The 24,135-nt window shown below is 60.8% G+C and carries 24 protein-coding genes; 8 read left to right on the top strand and 16 right to left on the bottom strand.

Translation table 11 applies throughout. The features are described from left to right. Positions 1-97: 97 nt before the first annotated feature. The 7 genes from carB to Q4G24_RS05350 form a co-directional block, all read right to left on the bottom strand. Positions 98-3,433: a carbamoyl-phosphate synthase large subunit gene (carB, locus tag Q4G24_RS05380; RefSeq protein WP_303365482.1), complete on the bottom strand. Its 3,336-nt coding sequence runs from the start codon at positions 3,431-3,433 to the stop codon at positions 98-100. An 83-nt stretch (positions 3,434-3,516) separates the two neighbouring features. Further along, positions 3,517-4,314, bottom strand: a complete 798-nt coding sequence (locus tag Q4G24_RS05375) for a DUF1217 domain-containing protein (protein ID WP_303365481.1) — start codon at positions 4,312-4,314, stop codon at positions 3,517-3,519. Further along, positions 4,311-4,712, bottom strand: coding sequence for a flagellar biosynthesis repressor FlbT (gene flbT / locus Q4G24_RS05370; RefSeq protein ID WP_303365480.1), 402 nt, complete (start codon positions 4,710-4,712; stop codon positions 4,311-4,313). The genes Q4G24_RS05375 and flbT overlap by 4 nt, the downstream gene beginning before the upstream one ends. Next, positions 4,709-5,077 (bottom strand): flagellar biosynthesis regulator FlaF, encoded by a 369-nt coding sequence (gene flaF, locus Q4G24_RS05365; protein ID WP_303365479.1) that lies wholly within the window; start codon positions 5,075-5,077, stop codon positions 4,709-4,711. Before flaF ends, flbT begins: the two co-directional genes overlap by 4 nt. Before the next feature lie 86 nt (positions 5,078-5,163). Beyond that, complete coding sequence (locus Q4G24_RS05360; RefSeq protein WP_303365478.1) at positions 5,164-5,994, bottom strand: flagellin; 831 nt, start codon at positions 5,992-5,994, stop codon at positions 5,164-5,166. Positions 5,995-6,161: 167 nt separating this feature from the next. Continuing rightward, positions 6,162-6,479, bottom strand: a complete 318-nt coding sequence (locus tag Q4G24_RS05355) for a hypothetical protein (RefSeq protein ID WP_303365477.1) — start codon at positions 6,477-6,479, stop codon at positions 6,162-6,164. Next, positions 6,469-6,711, bottom strand: coding sequence for a hypothetical protein (locus Q4G24_RS05350; RefSeq protein WP_303365476.1), 243 nt, complete (start codon positions 6,709-6,711; stop codon positions 6,469-6,471). Before Q4G24_RS05350 ends, Q4G24_RS05355 begins: the two co-directional genes overlap by 11 nt. A 169-nt stretch (positions 6,712-6,880) precedes the next feature. Between Q4G24_RS05350 and Q4G24_RS05345 the strand changes: the two genes are divergently transcribed. Both Q4G24_RS05345 and Q4G24_RS05340 read left to right on the top strand, forming a co-directional pair. Then, the gene (locus tag Q4G24_RS05345; RefSeq protein ID WP_303365475.1) at positions 6,881-8,602 is read left to right on the top strand and encodes a flagellar hook-length control protein FliK; all 1,722 of its coding nucleotides are present in this window, start codon (positions 6,881-6,883) and stop codon (positions 8,600-8,602) included. A gap of 11 nt (positions 8,603-8,613) precedes the next feature. Next, entirely contained in the window at positions 8,614-9,276 is a 663-nt protein-coding gene (locus Q4G24_RS05340; protein ID WP_303365474.1) for a flagellar hook capping FlgD N-terminal domain-containing protein, read from the top strand. Positions 9,277-9,312: 36 nt separating this feature from the next. Here the strand turns inward: Q4G24_RS05340 and ubiB are convergent, their stop codons facing one another. Both ubiB and ubiE read right to left on the bottom strand, forming a co-directional pair. Then, positions 9,313-10,839 (bottom strand): 2-polyprenylphenol 6-hydroxylase, encoded by a 1,527-nt coding sequence (gene ubiB / locus Q4G24_RS05335; RefSeq protein ID WP_303365473.1) that lies wholly within the window; start codon positions 10,837-10,839, stop codon positions 9,313-9,315. Next, positions 10,840-11,586, bottom strand: coding sequence for a bifunctional demethylmenaquinone methyltransferase/2-methoxy-6-polyprenyl-1,4-benzoquinol methylase UbiE (ubiE, locus tag Q4G24_RS05330; RefSeq protein WP_303365472.1), 747 nt, complete (start codon positions 11,584-11,586; stop codon positions 10,840-10,842). Between the two features lie 76 nt (positions 11,587-11,662). Here ubiE and mutM point away from each other — a divergent pair, with 76 nt between their 5' ends. The 6 genes from mutM (at position 11,663) to recF (ending at position 18,023) form a co-directional block, all read left to right on the top strand. Further along, complete coding sequence (gene mutM, locus Q4G24_RS05325; RefSeq protein WP_303365471.1) at positions 11,663-12,508, top strand: bifunctional DNA-formamidopyrimidine glycosylase/DNA-(apurinic or apyrimidinic site) lyase; 846 nt, start codon at positions 11,663-11,665, stop codon at positions 12,506-12,508. Between the two features lie 206 nt (positions 12,509-12,714). Next, on the top strand, positions 12,715-13,491 hold the full coding sequence (locus tag Q4G24_RS05320) for an enoyl-CoA hydratase (RefSeq protein WP_303365470.1): 777 nt from the start codon (positions 12,715-12,717) through the stop codon (positions 13,489-13,491). A 149-nt stretch (positions 13,492-13,640) separates the two neighbouring features. Continuing rightward, entirely contained in the window at positions 13,641-13,907 is a 267-nt protein-coding gene (rpsT, locus tag Q4G24_RS05315) for a 30S ribosomal protein S20 (protein WP_303365469.1), read from the top strand. A 520-nt stretch (positions 13,908-14,427) separates the two neighbouring features. Next, the gene (gene dnaA, locus Q4G24_RS05310) at positions 14,428-15,777 is read left to right on the top strand and encodes a chromosomal replication initiator protein DnaA (protein WP_303365468.1); all 1,350 of its coding nucleotides are present in this window, start codon (positions 14,428-14,430) and stop codon (positions 15,775-15,777) included. Between the two features lie 51 nt (positions 15,778-15,828). Then, positions 15,829-16,947 carry a DNA polymerase III subunit beta gene (gene dnaN / locus Q4G24_RS05305; RefSeq protein WP_303365467.1) on the top strand — a complete coding sequence of 373 codons (1,119 nt, stop codon included), beginning with the start codon at positions 15,829-15,831 and terminating at the stop codon, positions 16,945-16,947. After that, positions 16,944-18,023, top strand: a complete 1,080-nt coding sequence (gene recF / locus Q4G24_RS05300) for a DNA replication/repair protein RecF (RefSeq protein ID WP_303365466.1) — start codon at positions 16,944-16,946, stop codon at positions 18,021-18,023. The genes dnaN and recF overlap by 4 nt, the downstream gene beginning before the upstream one ends. 37 nt (positions 18,024-18,060) lie before the next feature. Here recF and Q4G24_RS05295 read toward each other — a convergent pair whose 3' ends face one another. The 7 genes from Q4G24_RS05295 to Q4G24_RS05265 are packed head-to-tail and all read right to left on the bottom strand — an operon-like array spanning position 18,061 to position 24,125. Next, entirely contained in the window at positions 18,061-18,303 is a 243-nt protein-coding gene (locus Q4G24_RS05295; protein ID WP_368660925.1) for a hypothetical protein, read from the bottom strand. Continuing rightward, positions 18,281-19,804, bottom strand: coding sequence for a nitrite reductase (locus Q4G24_RS05290; RefSeq protein WP_303365464.1), 1,524 nt, complete (start codon positions 19,802-19,804; stop codon positions 18,281-18,283). The genes Q4G24_RS05295 and Q4G24_RS05290 overlap by 23 nt, the downstream gene beginning before the upstream one ends. Positions 19,805-19,847: 43 nt before the next feature. After that, the gene (gene nirJ / locus Q4G24_RS05285; protein WP_303365463.1) at positions 19,848-21,071 is read right to left on the bottom strand and encodes a heme d1 biosynthesis radical SAM protein NirJ; all 1,224 of its coding nucleotides are present in this window, start codon (positions 21,069-21,071) and stop codon (positions 19,848-19,850) included. 9 nt (positions 21,072-21,080) lie between these two features. After that, a complete protein-coding gene (locus Q4G24_RS05280; protein ID WP_303365462.1) occupies positions 21,081-21,563 on the bottom strand; it encodes an Lrp/AsnC family transcriptional regulator in 483 nt (160 codons plus the stop codon). Further along, a complete protein-coding gene (locus Q4G24_RS05275) occupies positions 21,560-22,033 on the bottom strand; it encodes an Lrp/AsnC family transcriptional regulator (RefSeq protein ID WP_303365461.1) in 474 nt (157 codons plus the stop codon). The genes Q4G24_RS05280 and Q4G24_RS05275 overlap by 4 nt, the downstream gene beginning before the upstream one ends. Continuing rightward, positions 22,030-22,980 (bottom strand): AsnC family transcriptional regulator, encoded by a 951-nt coding sequence (locus tag Q4G24_RS05270; RefSeq protein WP_303365460.1) that lies wholly within the window; start codon positions 22,978-22,980, stop codon positions 22,030-22,032. Before Q4G24_RS05270 ends, Q4G24_RS05275 begins: the two co-directional genes overlap by 4 nt. Further along, complete coding sequence (locus Q4G24_RS05265; RefSeq protein ID WP_303365459.1) at positions 22,980-24,125, bottom strand: cytochrome D1 domain-containing protein; 1,146 nt, start codon at positions 24,123-24,125, stop codon at positions 22,980-22,982. Before Q4G24_RS05265 ends, Q4G24_RS05270 begins: the two co-directional genes overlap by 1 nt. Positions 24,126-24,135: the final 10 nt, after the last annotated feature.

Genomic DNA, 24,135 nt, shown 5'->3' with positions numbered 1-24,135 from the left:
TTCGGTGTGCCGTTGGTCTGGTATGTCCTTATGATGCCCGAACCCTGCATGTGGGTGCGATATAAAAGCGCCGGCCATAAGGCCGGCACTTATCATCTTAGGCTTGTAGGCTGCGAACCCCGACTTCGCCCTCGTCCCGAGATTTGATCGCGGCAACAGCGGCGATACTGCCTGCGGCGGTGGTGAAATAGGGGATCTTATCATAGAGCGCGACCGCCCGAATTTCACGCGAATCTGCCAATGCTTGTGCGCCCTCGGTTGTGTTCAGAACCATGGCGATTTCACCGTTTTTCAGCCGATCCACAACATTTGGGCGGCCTTCATAGACCTTGTTCACCTGTTCCGAACTTACCCCTTGGCTTGCCAGATATTCGGCAGTGCCTTTGCTTGCGATCAGCGTAAAGCCCATTGCGGTCATGTCGCCCATCGCGGCAGCCAGTTCTGGCGACTTATCGGCATCCTTGACCGAGACAAAGACCTTGCCGTCATGTGGCAGATCAGTTCCGGCTCCCATTTGCGCTTTCAGGAAGGCGCGGGGGAAGTTACGATCCCAGCCCATCACCTCGCCGGTCGAGCGCATCTCCGGCCCAAGCACCGTATCGACGCCGGGGAAGCGGGCAAAGGGCAGAACGGCTTCTTTGACCGAGAACCATGGTGTAATCGGGTCGGCAAGTGTCATTGGGTCCGCGAAGGGCAGGTCATCCTCGGGACCGACGCCTTCGGGATAGGGCGCGCGGGCGGGGAAGTTCGTCATCGGCTCGCCGGCCATCAACCGGGCTGCAATGCTGGCGATGGCGCTGTCGGTGGCCTTGGCGACGAAAGGCACGGTGCGCGAGGCGCGTGGGTTCACCTCCAACACATAGATCGTGCCGTCTTTGATGGCGAATTGCACATTCATCAGCCCGACCACATGCAGCGCACGGGCCATGGCAACCGTCTGGCGTTTCAGCTCGTCGATGGTTTCCGCCGACAGCGAATAGGGCGGCAGCGAACAGGCCGAGTCGCCGGAATGAACGCCAGCTTCCTCGATATGTTGCATGATCCCGGCGACATGCACGGTTTCGCCATCAGACAGCGCATCCACGTCAACCTCAATTGCGCCGGACAGATAGCTGTCCAGCAGCACCGGGTTCTTGCCCGACACATCCACCGCCGTGGTGATGTAGCGGTTCAACTGGTCCATGTCGCGCACGATTTCCATGGCGCGCCCACCAAGCACATAGGACGGGCGGATCACCAACGGAAAGCCGACCCGCTCTGCAATCTGGCGTGCCTGATCGTCGCTGGACGCGATGCCATTCACCGGCTGTTTCAGCTTCAGATCGTTCAGGAGCTTTTGAAAACGCTCACGATCTTCGGCGAGGTCGATGGCGTCCGGAGTGGTGCCGAGGATTGGGATACCTTCGGATTCCAGTGCATTGGCCAATTTCAGCGGGGTTTGGCCGCCGAATTGCACGATGACGCCATGCAGAGTGCCGTTCTGCTGTTCGGTGCGCAGGATTTCCAGAACATGCTCCAGCGTCAGCGGTTCGAAATAAAGGCGATCGGATGTGTCGTAGTCAGTGCTGACGGTTTCCGGGTTGCAGTTAACCATGATGGTTTCGTAACCTGCGTCCGACAGCGAAAAACAGGCGTGGCAGCAGCAATAGTCGAATTCGATCCCCTGACCGATCCGGTTCGGGCCGCCGCCAAGAATAACCACCTTTTTGCGATCCGAGGGGCGGGATTCACATTCCACATCGCCCATCGCGGGGGCTTCCCAGGTGGAATACATATAAGGGGTTTGCGCCTCGAACTCGGCCGCGCAGGTGTCGATGCGCTTGAATACCGGATGCAGGTTCAGCGCATGACGCGCGCGGCGGATGTCATTTTCATCGCGTCCGGTCAGGATTGCCAGGCGGGCATCGGAAAAGCCCATCATCTTCAGCTTGCGCAGCCCTTCGGTTTCCGTCGGCAGACCATTCGTGCGGACAGTGTTTTCAGCGTCCACAATTTCACGTAGGCGCGCCAGGAACCACGGATCAAAAGCTGTGATCCTCTGGATTTGATCATCGGTCATGCCAAAGCGCATGGCCTGAGCGATAATGCGCAGCCGGTCGGGGGTCTGCTGTGACAGTGCCTTGACATAGGCCGGCTGTCCCTGATCCGCGTTGGGAACCGTGATTTCATCCAGCCCGGTCAGGCCGTTTTCCATGCTGGCCAGTGCTTTTTGCAGACTTTCGTGAAAGCTGCGGCCAATCGCCATGACCTCGCCCACGGATTTCATCGCCGTGGTCAGCTCGGGCTTGCTGCCGGGGAACTTTTCAAAGGCAAAGCGCGGGATTTTGGTGACCACATAGTCGATCGAGGGTTCAAAGCTGGCCGGCGTCACGCGAGTGATGTCGTTGTCCAGCTCGTCCAAGGTATAGCCAACCGCAAGTTTCGCCGCGATTTTCGCAATTGGAAAGCCAGTGGCCTTAGAGGCCAGAGCGGACGAACGCGACACGCGTGGGTTCATTTCGATTACCACCATGCGGCCATCCGCCGGATTGATCGCCCATTGCACGTTGGAGCCGCCGGTTTCCACACCTATTTCACGCAAAACCGCGATGCTACCGTTCCGCATCCGCTGATATTCGCGGTCAGTCAGGGTCAGTGCCGGGGCGACCGTGATCGAATCGCCGGTGTGGACGCCCATCGGATCGACGTTTTCGATTGAGCAGACGATGATGGCGTTGTCGGCTTTGTCGCGGACGACCTCCATCTCATATTCTTTCCAGCCGAGCAGGCTTTCATCGACAAGCACCTGCGCCACGGGTGAAGCATCCAGGCCCGAACGCACGATCCGTTCGTAATCGTCACGGTTGTAAGCCACGCCGCCGCCAGTGCCGCCCAAGGTAAAGGCCGGGCGGATAATCGCGGGCAAACCGATTTCTTCCAGCGCGTCCATTGCCAGCGCGACGCCAGCGTTAACATCATATTTGCCATTCGCGGCTTTGGGCGCGCTGATGATGGTGGCGCGGGGGTTTTCCAGCCCGATCCGGTCCATGGCTTCGCGAAACAGCTTGCGATCCTCGGCCATTTCGATGGCGGCGCGTTGGGCGCCGATCAGCTCAACCCCATATTTTTCCAGCACCCCGGCATCGGCCAGTGCCAGCGCGGTGTTCAACCCGGTTTGGCCTCCCATGGTCGGCAACAGCGCGTCGGGACGTTCCTTGGCGATGATCTTTTCGACCATCTCCGGGGTGATCGGCTCGATATAGGTTGCATCGGCCATTTCCGGGTCGGTCATGATCGTTGCCGGGTTCGAGTTCACTAGGATGACCCGGTAGCCTTCCTCGCGCAGCGCCTTGCAGGCTTGGGCGCCGGAATAGTCAAACTCGCAAGCCTGACCGATCACGATAGGTCCGGCACCGATGATCAGAATGGACTGGATATCGGTTCTTTTCGGCATGGTGGCCCCCCGGTTGTCTGTGATCGGCGCAAATCGTCCGGGGTTATAGCCAACATGGCCATATGCGCAAGGTGATTATACGGTCAGCCCATACGACCGCCGGTCAAAAGAGCAAGGGCCGGACTATAGGCCGTTGCGCTGCCGCTGCTGATGCTGGCGCGGATGATAAAGCGATCCAGCAATTTTTCCAGTGTTGCAGGATCAGCAAGCTGCGACAGGCTGTCGATGCCGAGCTGTTTTTGCGCCGCGCTTTTGAACAGGTCACGCTGACTGTCCAGCGGCATGCTGCCAAAGCTTTGCCCAAGTCCCAAGGCCCCTGACACAACCTCGCGCAGCGGGGGGGAGCCAAGGATTTCATACCATTTGGTGTTCTCGCCCGAGGACTTCTGTGCCAGATCTGCCAGCTCGCGTCGGGCATTCATGGCCAGCCGCATATTGTTGTCCGTCTGGCCAACACGCTGTTCGAACACCCGGTCAATGTATTGAGTGCCGATATTGTCAGCCCGGACGACACGCTGCGCCTGACCAAATGTCTTGTCACCAAAACTGAATGCCTCGGCCAGCTTGACATATCGCTTGTCACGAAGCCGGTTGGCAAAGGATTTCTGGTCGCTCAGGTCCGATTCCAGAACTTTGCGAATGAAGGCTTTGTTCGGAAGGTCGGATTCAAGGCCAAAGGCCGTCAGGGCAACCGTCAGGCTGCGATAATCTGACATCAGATCATCGGCCGAGGTAAAGCGGCTCATCCCGTTCTGAAATCTGCTGCGCGTGGTCTGGACCTGATGTTCGGCGGCGATGATGGCTTTTTGCGTGTCTGCGGTGCGATTCAGCACCCGCCAGCCCGCCAGCCCCCCCGTTCCGACAGTGACAGCGTAACTCATTGTTTGAACGCGAACAGTCGCGCCTCTCTGGGTAAAAGCTGGCGCAGCTCTTTCAGCGCGGCATAGGCATTGCCGTCCAGAACCGCGGCGCTGGCCAGATTGATGCGGCGGCGGCTGTCGGCATCGGTGAACACACGGCTGAGTTCCTCGACGGCGATGTTCAGGCGACGCTTGCCGTCTGTAATGTCCAGATCGCCGGACAGGATCAACTGACAAGTATAGCAGGCGCGTGAAACGGGTGTGGTGGCCTGATCCGGGTGGATGGCATCTTTTAGTCGCAGGATATTGGCCCGCGGGGTGCGGATGGAAAGCCGTGTGCGGCGGTCGCCGTTTTCGATGACGGCCCCGTTGATCAGGACACGTTCATTGGGGGCGAGTTTCAGGATCAGTCCGGTCATGCGGCGGCCCCTTGTCCCATCAGGCCACGAATGACGGTGCGATTCATGTCCAGCAGGGGCGTAACATCCGCCTTTCCGGCAAGAATCCGGCTGGTGTGCTTTTCGGTGAAGGCTGCCAGGGACAGCAGTCCGGCCTTGAGCGGTGCCGGCAGGCGGTTGTCGTCAGAGGCCAGGTCAAAAGCAATCTGGTGCCAGAAGGTTTGATTGTCCGAAATGGCCCGGACAAGCCCCGGGAAATCGGCGGGGTTGTGGCTTGCCTGTTCCATAGCCCCAGTCAGGCGTTGCAAAAGCTGCGCTTCGGCAGTGCGGCTGTCTTTGATGGGCGAGTTTACTGCGCCATAACCGGAAAAAGCATGTGCGTTCACGGATCAACCTTTTTACGAAAATTGGTCAGGTCGCGGCTTGCCGCGTGTGGGTTACAGGGGCGCGTTGAGCGCCCCCGTATTGTTCATCAGCGGAACAGCGACAGCAGTTGCTGCGGTGCCTGGTTGGCAATCGACAGAGACTGCGTAGCCAGCTGCTGCTGGACCTGGAGGGCCTGAAGGCGGGCCGAGGCCTCCTCCATATCGGCATCAACCAGCGAGCCGATCCCCGAGGTCATCGCATCCGCCAGTTTGCCCACGAAATCCTTCTGGATCGTGATGCGCTGTTCTGCGGAACCAAAGGCCGCAGCAGCGTCCGTGGCGGTTTTGATCAGGCCAGTGATTTTCTCCAGTGCATCTGCGTGATCGTCCGTGACGTCCAAATCTTCCAGATCGGACAGCCCGCCATCCACCTTCAGGTCGATGCGCCCAACAGTGATATGGGCGGCCTCGACCGTTCCATCAGCCTTGCGATTCAGCGACGACAGAATGGTGACATCATCCGTGCTGGTGCCATCAATCAGGTTCAGACCGTTGAACTGCGCCGAATCGACCACAGAAGTGATCTGTTCACGCAGGGCCTTGATGTCGGTCTGCATCTTTTCGCGGTCGATGTTGCCTTCCTGTGCGGCGATGATCTTATCGCTGATCTTGCCAAGCAGGGTGGCGACCGATTCAGCAGCGGTTCGCGCCACGGAAACGGTCGATTCGCCCAGTGCAAGGCTGCTGCCAATGGTTTTGAAGCCCGACACGTCGTTTTCCATCGTTTTGGCGATGGCCCAGATTGCGGCGTTATCCTTGGCATTGGCCACGGATTTGCCGGTCGAGATTTCGGACTGGGTTTTCGACAGGTTCGAGTTGATGCCCTTCAGGGTCTGAAGAGCAACCATTGCGCCGTTGTTGGTCAGAATGCTGGACATATTGTCCTCCTTAACGTGTGGCACTTTGTGCCGGTTTACATATGTTTGGCCTTCTGACCTGGCGGGTATTCCGCTGCGTTTTCTGCGCATCCCCCTTATGGCACGAGGTTCCTAATAAATAGTGAACAGAACCTGGGATGCGAAATCTATTTTAATTAAAATTTTAATTAAAATATGTTCGACAGTTTGGGCTGCACCATGTCATCGTGCCGCTCACCCGTCGCGTCATAGCTGCTGATCGTGTGGGCATGTGCGATGATTTCCGCGATACGGTCTGTGGCGCGGCGCATCCCATCTTCGGATGCTTGCGCCAGTGCGACGATCCGTTCCAGCCTGCTTCGCAGGGTTTGTGCCTGCGCGGCATCCGGCGGGGCAGAGGTCATCAGCCGTTCGGTGTTTTCCAGAATCTCGCTTGCTTTCAAAGGTTCACCTGACCGAATCGCCTGATATGCGGCCTCAATCTGATCGTGGATGTTACGGTTCATTGCGGGTCTCCAACAGGTTGTCGAACAAGCCAAAGTCCATTTTCCGGGCCAGCGAATCAGCTTGCAGATCGGTCATGAGGGATCGGAAATGCCCCTCTCCTATGCCGCCGCGCTCGGCCCCGATGCTTTCGGTGGGTTTCAGTATCTCTTTGACAAACAATGCTTCCATCTTGTCGATCTGTGCTTGCCGTGAAGATAGATAAAATTGTTTGGATATTTCTGTGATGTTCATGCGCCCTCCTGTGCAATAAGTGCAGGCATAACAGTGAGCGGTAAATATTTAGTAACCTTACAGGGGTATATGTGAAAAAAATGATGTGAGGTGATTCGTGGATATTGGACAGGTTCTTGATCTATTTTCAGCCGTGGCACCCGTGCGACAAGGCGCTTTGGGTCGCTCTATGTCAGAGGATGATTTTCTGGCGGCGTTTTCTGTAACGGATGATTCGCCCGCTGAGGGTGGATCTGTTGTTGATCCGGGGGCAGAGGCGGATGGTCAGGCTGATAATGCCGATTTGGTCGATCAGGCAGCCGATAGCGAATCGGAACCTCTCGGGCTGGATGCGGTGCCGCCTGAGGCTGGGGATCATGGTGATGAATCGTTGGCCGCACAGTGGGCCAAACCTGCCACGGCAGGCCCGGAGGTGGAGCGTGTTACGCCGGATATGACACGTTCTGAGGGGGCGGACAGCCCTGCGGCGGTGCCGTGGGGTGCTGCTTCTGCTCGGGCAGGTGACATAGCCGCAACCCCGCAAATCTGGATGCCGCCAGAGCGTCGGGAGGATGCCGTTGGAAAGATGCTGCCAGTGGATAACGTAAAGATGGCGCCGGTTTTCGGCGCTGAATTGACCACTCTGTCTGATGTGGAAACCAAGGAAAACCACGAATCAACAGGGCGCCTGGGGGTGGTTCCGGTGGCCGTTGGTGCAGATCAGGAAGGGTCCGCCGATTCGCCGTTGGAAGTGGTGTGGACGCCAGCACCACAAGCGCCTTTGGCCCTTGAGGTGCCTCAACCGGAACGTTTTGAACCGCCCGCCGAATCTGTTGTTCGGGCCGTGCCACAGGAGGCGTATTCAGAAGCGGTCATCACGCAGGCCAATCTGGGTGTTCTGGACAGCATGGATGCCTTGCGGACGCTTGCGCAACCGATGCTGCCGGTGCTTGCAGAGCGTGTCGATTTTGACCCGAAACACCATCGGCCCCCGGATTTACCTTCCGAGGGGCAAGCGGTGATGGTTGCGGAGAGCCGCATTTCAGCCGGATTGCCACGACACGAAGGGGAGGGTGCGCAAGACCGGGTTCCGTTGGAAGCTGTTCGAGTGTTGCAAGAAACAGCGTTGGCCCCATCGAAACGGTATGATGTGGAAGCGATCAGGAAGCCAGAGACAGGGGCTGCTGTAGTGCGCGATTCTCAACCGGCTTTTGTTGCATCACCGCCATATCGGCAGATGCAGATGGTTAAGGCTATGCCTGTGGAGAAAGCTGAGATGCTTCTGCCTCCTGCGGAACAGGGGGGTGTCCGGTCGGATATTCGTCTTGAACAAGAGACGACGCGGGTGGTCATGCCAATTGAACGGTTCGAGGTGGTGCCGCAGCCACAGAGCAACACTGATCCGCGGGTGCAGACGCTCCGGGATTTGGGGGCATCAGCGCCAGTCGTGGATTTTGGTGATGATCGGCGGTTCGTGGCAGAGATGCGGACCGCCGTTGAAGGGGCTACACCATCGCCCCGGCAAGCCACGCCATTGGTGCAGCAGTTGGTTCAGGCGGTCAGCAACGTGCGGACCGGAGAGGTGGAGTTGCGCCTGTCCCCTGAAGAACTTGGTGCCGTCAAGCTGAGCATTCGGCCCGAACAGGATGTGACGCGGGTGGTGATATGGGCGGAACGGCCCGATGTGATGCAGCACTTGCGACGCAACGCTGACCTGCTGTTGCAGGATCTTCGTGATCAGGGGCTGCCTTCGCCGGAATTGGATTTCGGCAATGATCAAGGGCAGCGGCAGCCAGAGGCGCAGCCGGGAGGGCGTGTCTATGTGCAGCAAAACAAGGGTGATGAGGCCGCACCAGTCATCGAAATGCGGCCGCAAGCCTATCAGGGCGGCCCTCTTGATATTCGTATTTGAAAGGAAACGGTATGATTTCAGCGATTGGCAGCATATCCACAGCGGTAGTTGATACAGGCTCGACCAATGCCAGCGGGTTGGCAAATGGGGATTTTCAGACATTTCTGAAAATGCTGACCACACAGATCACGAATCAAGACCCGCTGAACCCGATGGAAGGGTCTGATTTTGCAGTGCAGTTGGCGACTTTCTCCGGGGTCGAACAGCAGGCCAAAACCAACCAGCTTTTGCAGTCGATGCTGGCGGGGCAGGGACAATCTGATCTTGGTCAGGTTGCGGGCTGGATCGGCAAAGAGGTTCGCGTCGCCGGGCAGGCGTATTTCTCGGGCAAGCCGTTGACATTGCAGATCGAACCACATGGGCTGGCCGATGATGTGGTGCTGATCGTTTCGGACCGCTATGGGCGGGAATTGACGCAGCAGTCGATTGGGCCGGGCAAGGGGCAAATCGACTGGACGGGACCGGATGGAGCGGATGGCACCCTGCCGAACGGCGTCTATTCCTTCAGGATTCAGTCTTTGCGTGGCGGTGATGTGATTTCAGAAGGTGATGTCGAGACCTATGCCCGCGTGGTTGAAACCGAAATTGGCAGCAACGGCGTCATTCTGGGGCTGGAAGGCGGTGTCACCGCAAGGCTGAGTGAGGTGACGGCGATTCGTGCGCCGCAGTCATAGATGATGGGGTTGTGCAGGCTTTGGCGTTGCTGGCGGTTAGCCCGCCAGCAGTCCGATGACCAGACCAAGCCCCAGCATTGCCGTCGTAAGCGCCATGGTTGCCGGGGTGAGGCCGCGCCTCTTGGGGGGGGCGGTGTTGTGCTGGCGCTGTGCAATGCTGTCATCAATTATCTTCGGCAGCATTGGTGCATAACGCGACAGGCTTTGCAGGATGCGGATGCCGTCTTTTGCCACCGCGCGGGGGCCAAGGGTGCTGCGGATGTAATCCTCGACCACCGGGCGGGCGACCTGCCACATGTTGATCTGTGGGTTCAGCGACCGGGCGACGCCTTCGACCACGACCATGGTGCGTTGCAGCAGGATCAGCTCGGTTCGGGTGGCCATGCCGAAGCGTTCGGTGACTTCGAACAGATAGGACAGCAGGTTGGCCATGGAAATCTGGCTGGCGTCGGCCCCGAAAATCGGTTCGCCTACGGCACGCAGGGCGCGGGCAAAACCGGCCTCGTCCTGATCGGCGGGGACATATCCGGCCTCGAAATGCACGCGGGCAACGCGGGCGTAATCACGCTGGATAAAGCCCATCAGGATTTCGGCGTAAACCCGGCGGGTGTATTCGTCGATCTCGCCCATGATGCCGAAATCATAGGCGACCAGATCGCCGTTCGGCGCGACTTTCAGGTTCCCTTGATGCATATCGCCGTGAAAAAACCCGTCGCGCAGCGCATGTTGCAGGAAAAGCTGAAGGATGCGTTCACCAAGGGCGTTGGTATCATGCCCGGCGGCGCGGATTGCGGCCACATCGCCCAAGGGGATGCCATCGACCCAATCGCTGGTCAGCACCTGTCGCGTGGTCAGCGGCCAATGCGGGTCCGGCACGTCGAAACCGGTGTCGTTTTTGGTGTTTTCGGCAAATTCCGAGGCCGAGGCAGCCTCCAACCGCAGGTCCAGCTCTCCGGCGACGACCGATTCAAAATGGTGAATCACATCGCGCGGCCGCAGACGGCGGCTGGCGGGGGACAGGAACTCGATCATCCCGGCGGCAAAATGAAAGGCGTCGATGTCGCGGCGAAAGGCTGCTTCGATGCCGGGGCGGACGATTTTCACCGCAACTTCGCGTCCGTTATCGGCACGGCGGGCATGGTGAACCTGCGCGATCGAGGCGGCGGCAACAGGTTCGGAAAACTGCGAATACAGGTCATCGACCGGGCGGCGCAGTTCAGTTTCGACGATGCGCAGGGCCTCGGTCTGCTCAAAGGGGGGCAGGCGGTCTTGCAGCATCGAAAGCTGTTCGGCCATCTGCGGGCCGACCACATCGGGGCGGGTCGAAAGGATCTGGCCAAACTTGATATAGGCCGGGCCAAGCGCGGTGATGGCGCGGGTGATCGGCGGCAGGTCCGGGTCGCCGCGGTAGCCCAGCCAGCGGAACGGCCAGCCCATGATCCGCGCCGCCAGACGCAGACGCGGGGGCGCGTTAAAGGCGGTCAGGGCCTCGCCCATGGCGCCGGTGCGTTCAAAGGTGGCCCCGGTGCGGATCAGCCGCCAGATATTATGCGGACCGCGCATTTACAGCTTCCAGCCGGAATGCAGGGCGGCAATGCCCATCGACAGGTTGCGATAGGTCACGCGGCCAAAACCTGCCTCGCGGATCATGGCGGCGAAGGTCTCCTGATCGGGGAACTTGCGGATCGATTCGACCAGATATTGATAGCTGTCCCGGTCATTCGCCACCACTTGCCCCATGACCGGGATCACGTTGAAGGAATAGCGGTCATAGGCCCATTGCAGCATCGGCACCGGGATCTGGCTGAACTCCAGCACCATCAGGCGGCCGCCGGGTTTCAGCACGCGATATGCCTCGGCCAGGGCATCGGGGATGCGGGTGACGTTGCGGATGCCGAAGCTGATCGTATAGCGGTCAAAGCTGTTATCGGCAAAGGGCAGGGCCATGGCGTCGCCCGTGACCCATGCCAGACGGTCGGCCAGGCGGTCGGCTTCGGCCCGTTTGCGGCCCTCAATCAGCATGGATTCGGTCATGTCGCAGACGGTGACACGGGCGCTGGGTGCGCGGTTCAGGAAACGAAAGGCGATGTCGCCTGTGCCGCCTGCCACATCCAGCAAATGCTGCCCGTTGCGCGGTGCCAGCCAGTCCATCATGGCGTTTTTCCAGATCCGGTGAATGCCCACGCTCATCAGGTCGTTCATCACATCATAGCGCGAGGCGACGCGCGAAAACACGCCATGAACCATTCCGGCCTTGGCGTCCTCATCCACGGTCTGAAAGCCGAAATGGGTGGTTTTGTGATCGGTCATCGCTCTTGTCCTATGGCGCGGTTTGCCCCACCTAATGCGGCAAGCCCGGCTGCACAATGCGACGAAAGGGGACGGAATGCCAGAACTGCCAGAGGTCGAGACCGTCCGTCAGGGTCTGATTCCCGTGCTGGAAGGGCAGCAGATCACCCGGTTAGAGCTGCGTCGCCCCGATCTGCGCTGGCCGATGCCGCCGGATCTGGTGCAGATGGCGACGGGCGCGCGGGTCGATGCGCTGCGACGGCGGTCGAAATATATCCTGATGGATCTGGATCGGGGCGGGTCGATTTTGCTGCATCTGGGCATGTCGGGGCGTTTGCTGGTGCAGGGCGATGCGATGGCGCAGTTCCACCGCGACCCGGCCGTTCTGCCACGTCACGATCATGTGGTGTTTCATACTGGTGCCGGGGGTGTGGTGGTGTTCAACGACGCCCGCCGCTTTGGCATGGTCGATCTGGTGCGCGAGGGGCAGGAACATCCCTTGCTGGCGCATTTGGGGCCGGAACCATTGTCGCCGGATTTCAGTCCCGGTTACCTGCGGGCAGTTTTTGCGAACCGCCGTGCGCCGGTCAAGGCGGCGCTGCTGGATCAGCGGATCGTGGCGGGGTTGGGCAATATCTATGTGTCCGAGGCGTTGCACCGTGCAGGGATCGACCCGCGTCGGGCGGCGGGGCGGATCGGGGCTGCGCGGCTTGCGGCGCTGGTCGGTTATGTCCGCGACGTGCTGACCGAGGCGATTGCGGCGGGCGGGTCTTCGCTGCGCGACCACCGGCAGGCGACGGGCGAGCTGGGCTATTTCCAGCACAGTTTCCGGGTTTACGACCGCGAAGGCGCAGCTTGTCCAACGCCGGGCTGCGGAGGCGTGATCCAGCGGATCGTGCAATCCGGGCGCAGCAGCTATTTTTGCCCGGCCTGTCAGCGGTAAAAGACGGATCGCGCTAAAAGACGGTCGGGGTGATCCGACCGTCCGCGCCTGCGCCTGTGGGGTCCAATCACCGGAACGACGCAAGCAACAAACAGCATAACGGATCGCGTCGTATCGGGCAACGGCTGGGGTCCGGGCGATAAGATGCTGGCACGGTGGATGTTCACCTGTTAGTGATGGGCAACTGATCTCGCAAAGGCAGACTGATGGCTTACCAGAACCTGATCGTTGAAATCGAAGACCATGTGGCGCTGATTCGCCTGAACCGGTCCGAGGCGCTGAACGCGCTGAATTCGGCCTTGCTGACGGAGCTGGGAGAGGCGCTGGCCGATGCCGACAGCAACGACAAGGTGCGCTGCATCGTGCTGACCGGCAGCGACAAGGCCTTCGCGGCGGGCGCGGACATCAAGGAAATGTCGGAAAAAACCTATACCGAGGTGTTTTCCCAAGACCTGTTCGGCGCGGAAATCGACCGTATCCTGCGGGTGCGCAAACCAATCATCGCGGCGGTTGCGGGTTATGCGCTGGGCGGTGGTTGCGAATTGGCGATGGCCTGTGATTTCATTCTTGCGGCGGATACGGCCAAGTTCGGTCAGCCGGAAATCAACCTGGGCGTGATCGCGGGTATCGGCGGCACCCAGCGGCTGACCCGATTCGTCGGCAAATCCAAGGCGATGGAAATGAACCTGACCGGCCGCTTCATGGATGCCGAGGAGGCCGAGCGTTCCGGCCTTGTCAGCCGGGTGATTCCGGCGGCCAAGCTGTTGCCCGAGGCGATGGCGACCGCCCGCAAAATTGCCGAGAAATCCGCAATCAGCACTCTGGCTGTCAAAGAGGCCGTCAACCGCAGCTATGAAACCACGCTGCGCGAAGGGCTGCTGTTCGAGCGCCGCCTGTTCCATTCGCTGTTTGCGACCGAGGATCAGAAAGAAGGCATGGCGGCTTTCCTTGAAAAACGTCAGCCGCAGTTCCGCGACCGCTGATTTTCGCTTTTCTTTTCGCCCCGGCTGCCTTATAGGCCGGGGCTTACATGCGCGTGGGCCCGCTTAAGGCAAGAATCAGTGCCGTTCTTTGGAACGGTGTCTTGGGTCTTTTCGTGCAACCGATATATTGCAAGAACAGGACCACACCCATGGCCAATACGCCCCAGTCGAAGAAACGCGCCCGCCAGATCGAGCGCCGCACCGAAGTGAACAAAGCCCGTCGTTCGCGTATCCGCACCTTCATCCGCAAGGTCGAGGAAGCCATTGCCGGTGGGGACGCTGCTGTTGCCGCTGAGGCGCTGAAAACCGCGCAGCCGGAACTGATGCGCGGCGTGACCAAAGGTGTTATCCACAAGAATACCGCGTCGCGTAAAATCTCGCGCTTGGCGGCACGTGTGAAGGCGCTGTCGGCATAAGCCATTTCGGGGGCGTGCAGCCCCCGTTTTAATGCAGAAAACACAGTTTTTGGGCGTATTCCACTAGGGATGCGCCCTTTTGCATGTTTGCGCTAAGGGTATGTGTTTAATAGATTTTTTGGAATGTGTTGCGTAATTTTACGCATGTTCCAGATTCGGCCCGCCGATTTTTATGTCAAGCGCGAAGATCGGTTGCAGGGGGGGGCTGTGGATTGTTAGCTTCCTTGCAGCGATTCACGTCGCATTGGGGGACACCCCGTCGAATCCTTGCCAGAACAGGCATTTCGCATCCCAAACGGATGCGGGCGATTCGGCGGCAGGCCAGATTGCGCTGCCACGCGATCCAGCCCGGAAGCCTCGCGGCCCGCTGCCACGGGCCCGGCTTCGTGTCTGACGGAACAGATTTGCCGCGCTGTCCGGTCATTGGCCGGGTGGGTGGTGCTGTGTCTCCCGTGTGCTGAATCGTCGTCCTGCCGGTCGTTCCGGGCGGGGGTTGGGGACATGGAAGGACGAAACGAAAATGGACGATATTTGGGGTCAGGCCTGCTCGACGCTGCGGAAAACCGTTGGTGCGGATAATTTTGCAGCCTGGATCGAGAAACTGCGCCTGACCGGGCTGAACGATGGTGTGGCCGAGCTGACCAGCCCGACCCGCTTCATGTCCGATTGGGTGTCGCGCAATTTCTCGGACCCGATTCTGCGGGCGTTGAACGATGCAGGCCATCCGGTTGATCGTATTGTTTTTGAAATCGCAGCCAGCCGTCCTGCCGCATCTTTGGGTGCGGGTGCCGTGGCTGCCGGCCCGGCCCGCCCTGCGCCGGTGCGTGATGACATCAGCGCCCCGCTGGATACGCGTTTCACCTTTGACAATTTCGTCGTGGGCAAGCCGAATGAGCTGGCCTATTCCGCTGCCCGCCGTGTGGCCGAAGGCGGCCCCGTCACCTTCAACCCGCTGTTTTTGTATGGTGGTGTCGGGCTTGGCAAAACCCACCTGATGCACGCCATCGCACGCGAGATTCAGACCCGCCAGCCTGATTCGCGGGTGCTGTATCTGTCGGCGGAACAGTTCATGTATCGCTTTGTTCAGGCGTTGCGCGAACGCACCGTCATGGATTTCAAGGAAATGTTCCGCACCGTGAACGTGCTGATGGTCGATGATGTGCAGTTCATCGCCGGCAAGGATTCCACGCAGGAGGAGTTCTTTCACACTTTCAACGCGCTGGTCGATCAGGGCAAACAGATCGTTATTTCTGCCGACCGCGCACCGGGCGAGATCAAGGATCTTGAGGATCGGATCAAGTCGCGCCTGTCCTGCGGGCTGATCGTGGACCTGCACCCGACCGATTACGAATTGCGCCTTGGCATCCTGCAAACCAAGGCCGAGACCTTCCGGGCGCAATATCCGGGCCTGCAAATCGCCTCTGGTGTGCTGGAGTTTCTGGCCCGCAAGATCACCTCGAACGTGCGCGTCCTTGAGGGCGCTTTGCAGCGGCTGTTCGCCTTTGCCAGCCTGATGGGCCGTGAAATTACGCTGGAAATGACGCAGGATTGCCTTGCCGATATTCTGCGCGCCAGCGACCGCAAGCTGACGATCGAGGAAATCCAGCGCAAGGTTGCCGAACATTACAACATCCGTCTGGCCGATATGATCGGGCCGAAACGCGCCCGCGCCATTGCCCGTCCGCGCCAGATTGCAATGTATCTGTGCAAGCAGATGACCAGCCGGTCCTTGCCCGATATTGGCCGCCGCTTTGGCGGGCGCGATCACACCACGATTATGCACGGCATCCGCAAGATCGAGGAGCTGACCCCGCAGGATCAGCAGCTTGCCGAAGACGTTGATCTTCTGCGCCGGCTTCTGGAAACTTGAGTAAGCCCTCGCAGGGCGTTAAAAGGTAGTTCCATAACACGGGGGCGCGGCATGAAATTCGCAATCGAACGGGCCGTTCTGGTCAAAGCTGTCAATCAGGCCCAATCGGTGGTTGAGCGTCGCAACACCATTCCGATTCTGGCCAATGTGCTGATCGAGGCCACGCCCGAGGGCGTCAGTTTCCGCGCCACCGATCTGGACACCGAGGTTGTGGACCGCGCCCCGGCGCAGGTCGAACGCCCCGGCGCGACCACGGTTTCGGCGGCGCTGCTGAACGAAATTGCCCGTAAACTACCCGATGGCGCATTGGTTTCCATTGCCAGCGATGACGCCTCGGGGCGGCTGACGGTGCAGGCCGGGCGGGTCAATTTCAGCCTGGCGACGCTGCCGCGTGAAGATTTTCCGGTCATGGCCAACAGTGAATATACCGCCAATTTCAGCGCCAAGGCGCCGGACCTGCGGCGGCTGTTCGACAAGTCCAAGTTCGCCATCTCGACCGAAGAAACCCGCTATTACCTGAACGGTGTCTATATGCACGTTGCGCAGTCGGAAAATGGCCCGGCGCTGCGCTGCGTGGCGACCGACGGCCACCGTCTGGCCCGGATTGATGCCCCGCTGCCCGAAGGGGCCAGCGATATGCCCGGCGTGATCGTGCCCAAGAAAACCGTGGCCGAGCTGCGCAAGCTGCTGGATGACGACGATGCGCTGATTGCTGTTTCGGTCAGCGAAACCAAGGTGCGCTTTGCCACCCCGACCATCACCCTGACCAGCAAGGTGATTGATGGCACATTCCCTGATTATACGCGCGTGATCCCGACCGGGAACACCCGCCAGCTTCAGGTTGATGCCTCGGATTTCGCCCGCGCCGTGGATCGCGTGGCCACCGTCAGCAGCGAGCGTTCCCGCGCCGTCAAGCTGGCCTTGGACATGGATCGGCTGATCCTGTCGGTGAACGCCCCCGACGCCGGTGCGGCTGAGGAGGAACTGGCCGTGGCCTATGGCGACGAGCCGCTGGAAATTGGCTTTAACGCCAAATATTTGCAGGAAATCGCCGCGCAGGTGGACCGTGAAAACGCGGTGTTCCTGTTCAACGGCTCGGGCGATGCGGCGCTGATCCGTGAGGGCAGCGACACTTCGGCCGTCTATGTCGTGATGCCGATGCGGGTGTGACCCTTACCTGCCTGACCCTTGCGCAATTCCGGTCATGGCCGCGCTTGTCGCTTGATCTCGACGCGCGGCCAGTGGCGATTTTTGGCCCCAATGGTGCGGGCAAGACCAATATCCTTGAGGCCGTCTCGATGCTGGCCCCTGGTCGTGGTTTGCGCGGCGTTCCTGCCGCCGATCAGGCGCGGCAGGCCGCGGGTTCGGGTTGGCGGATCCGGGCAGCTTTGGACGATCACGACATCACCATCACCGCCGATCCCGGCGGCACGCGGCAGGTGCAGATCGACGACAAGCCTGCGCCGCAGACCGCGCTGGCCCGGCTGACGCGCGTGATCTGGCTGGTGCCAGCGATGGACCGCCTGTGGACCGATGCGCCCGAGGCGCGGCGGCGGTTTCTGGACCGGCTGACCCTCAGCTTTGCGCCCGACCATGCCGATCACGCGCTGGCCTATGAAAAAGCGATGCGGGAACGCAACCGCCTGTTGCGCGACCAGATCAGCGATCCCGGCTGGTATCGGGCACTGGAATGGCAGATGGCGGAATCCGGCGCGGCGCTGACCCGGAACCGGCTGGCGGCATTGGCCGGGCTGACGGCGGCGCAGGCGCAAGGTTCGGACGCTTTTCCCGCCGCCAGCCTGTCGCTGCTGCCGGGTGAAGGTCATGCTGACGATCCCGACCCGGACAGTATCGCCGCCCGCATGGATGACCACCGCCGCCGTGATATGGCTGCCGGGCGCAGCCTGACCGGCCCGCATCGCGCCGATCTTGGCGCGGTTTGGGGGCGGCAGGGCTTGCCTGCCGCGCTGGCCTCGACCGGCGAGCAAAAGGCCCTGCTTTTGTCGCTGATCCTTGCCAACGCCCGCGCCCTTGCGGAATACCGCCCGCTGTTGCTGTTGGATGAGGTCGCGGCCCATCTGGACGCGGATCGCCGGGCGCTGCTTTACGACGAGCTGCTGGCCTTGCCTGCGCAAAGCTTGCTGACCGGCACCGGCCCGGAATTATTTGAAACGCTGACCAACCGCGCCTTGATGCTGCGGGTGATGCCGGACGCGGAAGGCTCGATGTTGCAGGAAAGCGCCTGAATCTTTTGTCCCCAAATATCCCCGCCGGAGGCAAGAATCATTCCTCGGCCTGATCCATCAGCCTGCGCACCCAGATTCCGAAGCCCCATGTCGCCGGTATCCCCAGAAAAACCGACACGATCAGCGCCGTGACAGGGGAGATTGCCGCCAATCCGACCCAGGTGCCGATCAGCCCAAGGAAAAACAGGTTGATCCACACCGCCAGAATCGAGAACGGGTAAAATAACACCGCCAGCTTCCAGACCGGCCAGCCCGTTCTAGTGGCTGGTTCCGTCTTCAAAGTTGATTTTGTTCCAGACATTATATTTTCCCGAAGGTTTCCGCATCGGCAGGCGCTTGACCTCCTCCAGCGTTTTGGCATCATAGACCAGCACCGCGCCATCATCCTCCCACAAGGAGACCAGCGCGTATTTGCCGTCGCGGGTGAACTCGGTATGGGCCAGCGTTTTGTCAGGTTCGGGGCGCAGGGTTTTCACGATCTCAAGGCTTTGCTTGTCGATGATATGCATTTCATCCTTGTGCGGGCCGAAAAACACATCGGCCCAGACATAGGGGCTGCTGTCATGGCTGCGCAGGAAAAATCCCGGACCGTTGGTTTTGACCTCTTTCACGATGGACCAGTCGTCCATGTCGATCACCGACAGAACGCCCTCTCCCAGATGTGGGGTTGCCACCACGCGATGACCGTTGCGAATCCAGCTGATCCCCGACCCCAGATGCGGCATCCCCGGTAGGGGCAGCTCGGCAATGATACGCCCGACATCAAGGTTAACCACGACCCCCTTGTCTCCATCCCGGTTCGCGCCGATCAATGCGCGATAGTCGGGGGTGAAAAAGAAATCATCCACCGCCTCATCCAGCACGATGCGGCGGCGGGCGAACAGGCCCTGCTCGACCCCAACAGCCTCGACCTGACCCGTGGTATAGGAATGGGCGCCGCCATCATAAAACGGCCCACCATCGTCTGAGGTCGCAATTTCCCAAATCTCCGGTGCATCCTTCAGCGCCAGCACAAAGGACTTGCGCTGCGGTGCCTGATAGACCGCGCTGACCCGGCTGGAGGTGCCATCCTTGGCCACCACGGGAACGGATTTCACCGGCTCCAGCGTGTCGCTGTCCAGAATGGTCAGACTGTTGGGCAGGTAATTCGCCACCGCCAGCCATTTGCCGTCCTCGCTCATGGCGATGTTGCGGCTGTTCAGCCCGGCACGGATGCGGCCAACTTCACGCAAAGCCCAGATGTCGTATTTCTGCACCCAGCCATCGCGGGACATGATGAACACATAATGCCCGTCCGGGGTGAACTTTGGCCCGCCATGCACGGCATAGGGCGTGGCGAAACGGTCCAACACCTCGAACGTGTCGCCATCCAGCACGCTGACGTGGTGATCGCCGGTTTCCACAACCAGCGTAATATTCATCGGATCGGCGCTGAACACCGGCGCATCAACCGGCGCGTAATCCGCCGCCATCTCGCGGCTTGCGGCCATCTCGTCCAAAGTCCAGTCGGGTGTGTGATCCAGCGGGGCTTTGATATAATCGACCATCGCGGCGATCTGATCGGGCGAAAGCTGATCGGCAAAGCCTGCCATCTGCGTGGACACGCGCCCGTCCGCGATGACCTGTTCCAGCCCACGCACACGGCCCAGCGTTTCCGGGATCAGCGCCGGGCCGGTGCCGCCAAGCCGTTCCTCACCGTGGCAGGACGCACAATGCTCAGCATAATCCGCCGCCGCATCGGCCAGCGCCGCACCCGGCAGTAAGGCCAAAAGCGCCACCATCAGCATATCTTTTGTCCCCAAATATCCCCGCCGGAGGCAGGTTTCAGAAGAACCGATGCGCGGGATCATGGCTTTTACCTTTGAAGGGGGTGACAGTCAGGCGGTCCAGATCGGCGCCCTCGACGCCGATTTCCTGCGCCGACAGATAGCAGGCAGGGTCTTCGGCCCAGGGGTCGCCGGTCAGTTGCAGCGCCCGGATGCGGGTATTGCCGCCGCAAATATCTTTATAGGCACAGGCCCCGCAACGCCCTTTCAGCGGGCGCGGGCGGGTGCGCAGCGTGGCCAGCATCGGATCATCGCCGGTCCACCACTGGGAAAACGGTTTATCTTTGACGCTGCCGATGGTGTAATCCGACCAGTAGGTATCGGGATGCACCCGACCTTGCGGGTCGATATTCCCAACCCCCAGGCCCGACGAATTACCACCCCATGCCCGCAGGTGGTCGGCCACATGGGCAACGGCCTGCGGGTCGAAACGCTGCTCGGCCCAGCGCATGAACCAGACAGCATCGGCGTCGTTATTGCCGGTCACGATTTCCAGCGGACGATCGTTCGAGACCGCATCCCATGCCCGTTCAATCAGCAGGTCCATGGCGCGGCGGGTATGGCCGTGTTCGGTATCGTCGCCCCGGTGCTTGTCGCCCCGGCCTGCATAGACCAGATGCGACAGATAGAACTTGTCCACCCCTTCGGATTCGCACAGGTCCAGCATGGCGGGCAGGTCTTTGCCATTCTGCTCGGTGATGGTGAACCGCAGCCCGACCTTGACGCCCCGCGATTTGCAGGCCCGGACGCCTGCAAGTGCGTCGTCAAAAGCCCCCTCGACACCGCGGAACCAGTCGTTCACCGCGCCGATTCCGTCCAGCGAGATCCCCACATAGTCGAACCCGAGATCCGCCAGCCGGTCCACATTTTTAGCATTGATCTTGGTGCCGTTGGTGGACAGCGACAGGTGGCGGAAATCCAGACGGCGGGCTTCCTCGGCCAGTTCCCAGAAGTCAAAGCGCGACATCGGCTCGCCCCCCGACAGGATCAGCGCCGGGATGCGGAAATCCGACAGGTCGCGCAAAACGCCCATGGCCTGTTCGTGGGTCAGCTCGCCCGGAAAGACGTGATCCGATGACACGGTATAGCAATGCCGGCATTTCAGGTTGCAGGTCCGGGTCAGGTTCCAGATCACCACCGGCTTGACCGGCCCGCCCGCGCCACGCCGCCGCACGGGTGTCGGGTTCACAAGCTGGTGCATATATTGGCTCAGGCGGAACATATCGCCTCCTTAGCTGTCGCGCAGGCGCATCCCGGTCTTTTTCAGGATGCGCGTGGAATACAAAATATCATCGCTGCGCCGCGCTTGTCCAAGCAGGGCGCGAACCTGATCGCGCTTGGCCTCGACCTCATCGCGGCTGTTGCCGTGCAGCATGGCGAACAGGTTATAGGGCCAGCCCTCGGCCCGTGGGCGCAGATAGGCATGGCTGACAAAATCCAGCGCCCCGACCTGCTCGCCCAAGGCAATCGCCTGTGCGTCGTCGATGTCCCAGACGCTCATGCCATTGGCGACCATCCCCAGCGCATAGTGATTTGCCGCCAGCGCGATGCGCCGGATCACGCCGCGGTCCTGCATCGCGGTCAGCGCGTCGATCACCTGCTGTTCGCTGACCCCAAGATCAGCGGCCAGCGCAGCATAGGGTTCCGCCACCAGCGGCAGCCCGGCCTGTGTCGCGGCCATCAGGCGGCGTTCAAAATCTGAAAGGGCGCTCATGCAGGCACCCGAAAGCGGATAAAGAACTCGTGCAGTTTGGGGAATTGTAGCACGGTCAGACCTGTTTCCTGTTCAATGGCGGCGGCGGTGCGGGCAATGCCTTCCGGGGTCGGGGTGGCAAGGACGAACCACATATTCAGCCGGTGGTTTCGCTCATAATTATGGGCGACCTCGGGATGTGCATTGACCAAAGACAACACCCGGTCAAAATCATCCGCAGGCACGTCCATTGCACAAAGGCAAAACGCCCCGCCCATCGCCGCCGCGTCAAAGAACGGACCGAAACGGGTGATTGCGCCGATCTCGGACAGGCGTTTGATGCGGGCGATCAGGTCATCGCCGCTGATGCCAAGCGCGGCTCCGGCCTCGTCATAGGGGCGCGGCGACAGCGGAAAGCCGTCCTGCAAGCGGTTCAGAATGGCGCGGTCGGTGGCGTCCAGCGCCTCGGCAGGCAGGGGGGAACGTCTCATGCGGCCTCGATCAATGCGCCGCGCTGTTTGAAACAGCGGGTCGAGAACAGGATCTTATGTGCCACCCCGTCCAGTTCCGGCAAGGCGCGGGCGCGGTCCAGCACTGCCAGCGCCTCGGGGCGGGAACGGGCGTGAATCATGCAGAACAGCGGCCAGTCCCAGACGCCCGGCACCGGGCGGCGGCGATAGGACAGGGTGACGCCCGGCAGCGCCGCCAAGGCCCGGCCCGCCGCCGCGATGTGGTCGGGGGCGGGGTTCCAGACCACCATCGCATTTTCCGTCCAGCCAAGGCGGCGGTGTTTCACGATCACGCCCACGCGGGTCAGGATACGAGCATCCGCCAGCACCCGGATACGGTCCAGAACGGTGGTTTCATCACCAAGCGCGGCAAAGGGGCGCGGCTCCAGCGTCAGCCCGCTGGACAAGGCGTGCATCAGGGCGCGGTCGCCCGTGCGCAGCACCGACAGATCGGCGGGGCGGTCGGGCGGCATCGACTGGCGCGGGCCGGTCAGCGGAAAGCCAAGGTCGATATTATATGCCTGTTCCAGCGGCAGCGACAGCACACGCAGCCCGCTGCGCTGACCAATCCGGGCAAGGCTTTGTGCCAGCGTGGACGCATCCGGTGCGGTGGCCACGAACCACAGGTTCCAGTGGTCCTCGCGCAGATAGGAATGGTTAACGCCCGGCTCCTCGCTGACGATGGCGGCCACGTCCTCGATTCGCTGCGGCGGAATCGCCAGCGCTGCCAGTGTCGAGGCCCCCGCCGTATTCGGCCGGCAGGTGGCCCCCACGCGCGAAATCCGCCCTGCCGCGACCAGCCTTTGCAGCCGGGTCAGCACCTCGGCTTCTGAAATGCCCAAAGCCGCGCCAATCGCGGCAAAAGGCTGCGGCACCAGCGGCAGGTCACGCTGAAAATCATTCAGCAGGCGCAGGTCCAGATCGTCCATTACAGCCCCGTGCGATGGGCGCGGTCGGTAAAGAAAATGCCCGAAGGCGCGGCAGCCTCGATTTCCGAGATCGGCTGATGGCTGCGGGCATCATAGATCAGTACCTTGTTATCGTCGCGGGCCGACAGCCAGACCTCACGCCCGCGGGGGGTGAACTCAAGGTGCAGGATACCCTTGCCGGGTTTCAGCGTGTCGATGACCTCATGTGTCTGGGTATCGACGATCTGGATGGTGTCATTATGCGGCGGGGCAAAATTGACCCAGATTTCGCGCTTGTCCGGGCGGGCGACGGCAAACACCGGCTGGCCCGCCAGATCGGTGTGGCCGATTTCAGACAGGGTTTCGGCATCGACCCACAGCAGTTGATGCAATCCGGCGGCGGGCAGAGCATAGGTTCCCTCGGCCAGCGTCCAGCCTTGCAGGTGCGGCATCTTGTAAACCGGCATGTCCTGCTGATCCTTGCCGTAATCGGGCAGGAAATGCGTGACTTTCGGTGGGTTTTGCCACAGATCGACGGCGGTCAGGCCCTTTTCCCCGAACAGGCCGACGATATAGATGCGCCCGTCGCCGGTCAGCAGCGCGTCATAGGGGTTCTTGCCGATCCCCTCCAGCCGGGTGATTTCGGGGGTCGTGCCAGCGGAAAAGTCCAGAATCCAGACCTCGCCCGTGTCCCATGTGGCGACGATAAAACGGCTGCCGGGCACATCCGCAATGCCAACGGTTTTCGATTCCATTGGAATATCGGCCACCAGTTCCAGCGTGTCAGCATCGAACACCTTGACCCCGCCGGGTTCATAATTCGACACGGCGATCAGCTTGCCATCGTCGGAAATCGCCCCGCCGATGGAATTGCCGCCCTGTATCACCCGGTTCACGATGGTTTGGGTCAGGATGTCCACCTTGGTCAGCCCGCCGTCGCGGCCAAAGACATAGGCGTGGCGCGCGTCAGGCGCATAGACGATGGTTGCATGGGACAGGTCGCCCAACCCCTCGATCTGGCCGATGCTGGTGCGGGCGGTCTGATCGACCACCAGCAGGGAACCGGCCTCGCGCTCGATCACAAGGCCAAGGTCGCCGGTGCCGCGCAAGTCCTGCGACAGTGCGGGCAGGGCAAAGGTCAGGGTCAGAAGCGCAGCAATCAGCACATCTTTTGTC

Source organism: Paracoccus sp. (in: a-proteobacteria) (assembly GCF_030538695.1).
Classification (GTDB): Bacteria; Pseudomonadota; Alphaproteobacteria; order Rhodobacterales; family Rhodobacteraceae; genus Paracoccus.
Note: the sequence above shows the minus strand (reverse complement) of the source record. Positions and strands in the feature narration are given on the sequence as shown.

Coding starts and splice junctions, on each gene's coding strand:
- Q4G24_RS05275 (WP_303365461.1), bottom strand. CDS start 22,033: ATGAGACGTTCCCCCCTGCCTGCCGAGGCGCTGGACGCCACCGACCGC.
- Q4G24_RS05280 (WP_303365462.1), bottom strand. CDS start 21,563: ATGAGCGCCCTTTCAGATTTTGAACGCCGCCTGATGGCCGCGACACAG.
- dnaA (WP_303365468.1), top strand. CDS start 14,428: ATGGACGATATTTGGGGTCAGGCCTGCTCGACGCTGCGGAAAACCGTT.
- nirJ (WP_303365463.1), bottom strand. CDS start 21,071: ATGTTCCGCCTGAGCCAATATATGCACCAGCTTGTGAACCCGACACCC.
- Q4G24_RS05355 (WP_303365477.1), bottom strand. CDS start 6,479: ATGAACCGTAACATCCACGATCAGATTGAGGCCGCATATCAGGCGATT.
- ubiE (WP_303365472.1), bottom strand. CDS start 11,586: ATGACCGATCACAAAACCACCCATTTCGGCTTTCAGACCGTGGATGAG.
- mutM (WP_303365471.1), top strand. CDS start 11,663: ATGCCAGAACTGCCAGAGGTCGAGACCGTCCGTCAGGGTCTGATTCCC.
- dnaN (WP_303365467.1), top strand. CDS start 15,829: ATGAAATTCGCAATCGAACGGGCCGTTCTGGTCAAAGCTGTCAATCAG.
- Q4G24_RS05350 (WP_303365476.1), bottom strand. CDS start 6,711: ATGAACATCACAGAAATATCCAAACAATTTTATCTATCTTCACGGCAA.
- carB (WP_303365482.1), bottom strand. CDS start 3,433: ATGCCGAAAAGAACCGATATCCAGTCCATTCTGATCATCGGTGCCGGA.
- Q4G24_RS05320 (WP_303365470.1), top strand. CDS start 12,715: ATGGCTTACCAGAACCTGATCGTTGAAATCGAAGACCATGTGGCGCTG.
- flbT (WP_303365480.1), bottom strand. CDS start 4,712: ATGACCGGACTGATCCTGAAACTCGCCCCCAATGAACGTGTCCTGATC.
- Q4G24_RS05360 (WP_303365478.1), bottom strand. CDS start 5,994: ATGTCCAGCATTCTGACCAACAACGGCGCAATGGTTGCTCTTCAGACC.
- ubiB (WP_303365473.1), bottom strand. CDS start 10,839: ATGCGCGGTCCGCATAATATCTGGCGGCTGATCCGCACCGGGGCCACC.
- Q4G24_RS05375 (WP_303365481.1), bottom strand. CDS start 4,314: ATGAGTTACGCTGTCACTGTCGGAACGGGGGGGCTGGCGGGCTGGCGG.
- Q4G24_RS05290 (WP_303365464.1), bottom strand. CDS start 19,804: ATGGTGGCGCTTTTGGCCTTACTGCCGGGTGCGGCGCTGGCCGATGCG.
- rpsT (WP_303365469.1), top strand. CDS start 13,641: ATGGCCAATACGCCCCAGTCGAAGAAACGCGCCCGCCAGATCGAGCGC.
- Q4G24_RS05270 (WP_303365460.1), bottom strand. CDS start 22,980: ATGGACGATCTGGACCTGCGCCTGCTGAATGATTTTCAGCGTGACCTG.
- Q4G24_RS05345 (WP_303365475.1), top strand. CDS start 6,881: ATGTCAGAGGATGATTTTCTGGCGGCGTTTTCTGTAACGGATGATTCG.
- Q4G24_RS05340 (WP_303365474.1), top strand. CDS start 8,614: ATGATTTCAGCGATTGGCAGCATATCCACAGCGGTAGTTGATACAGGC.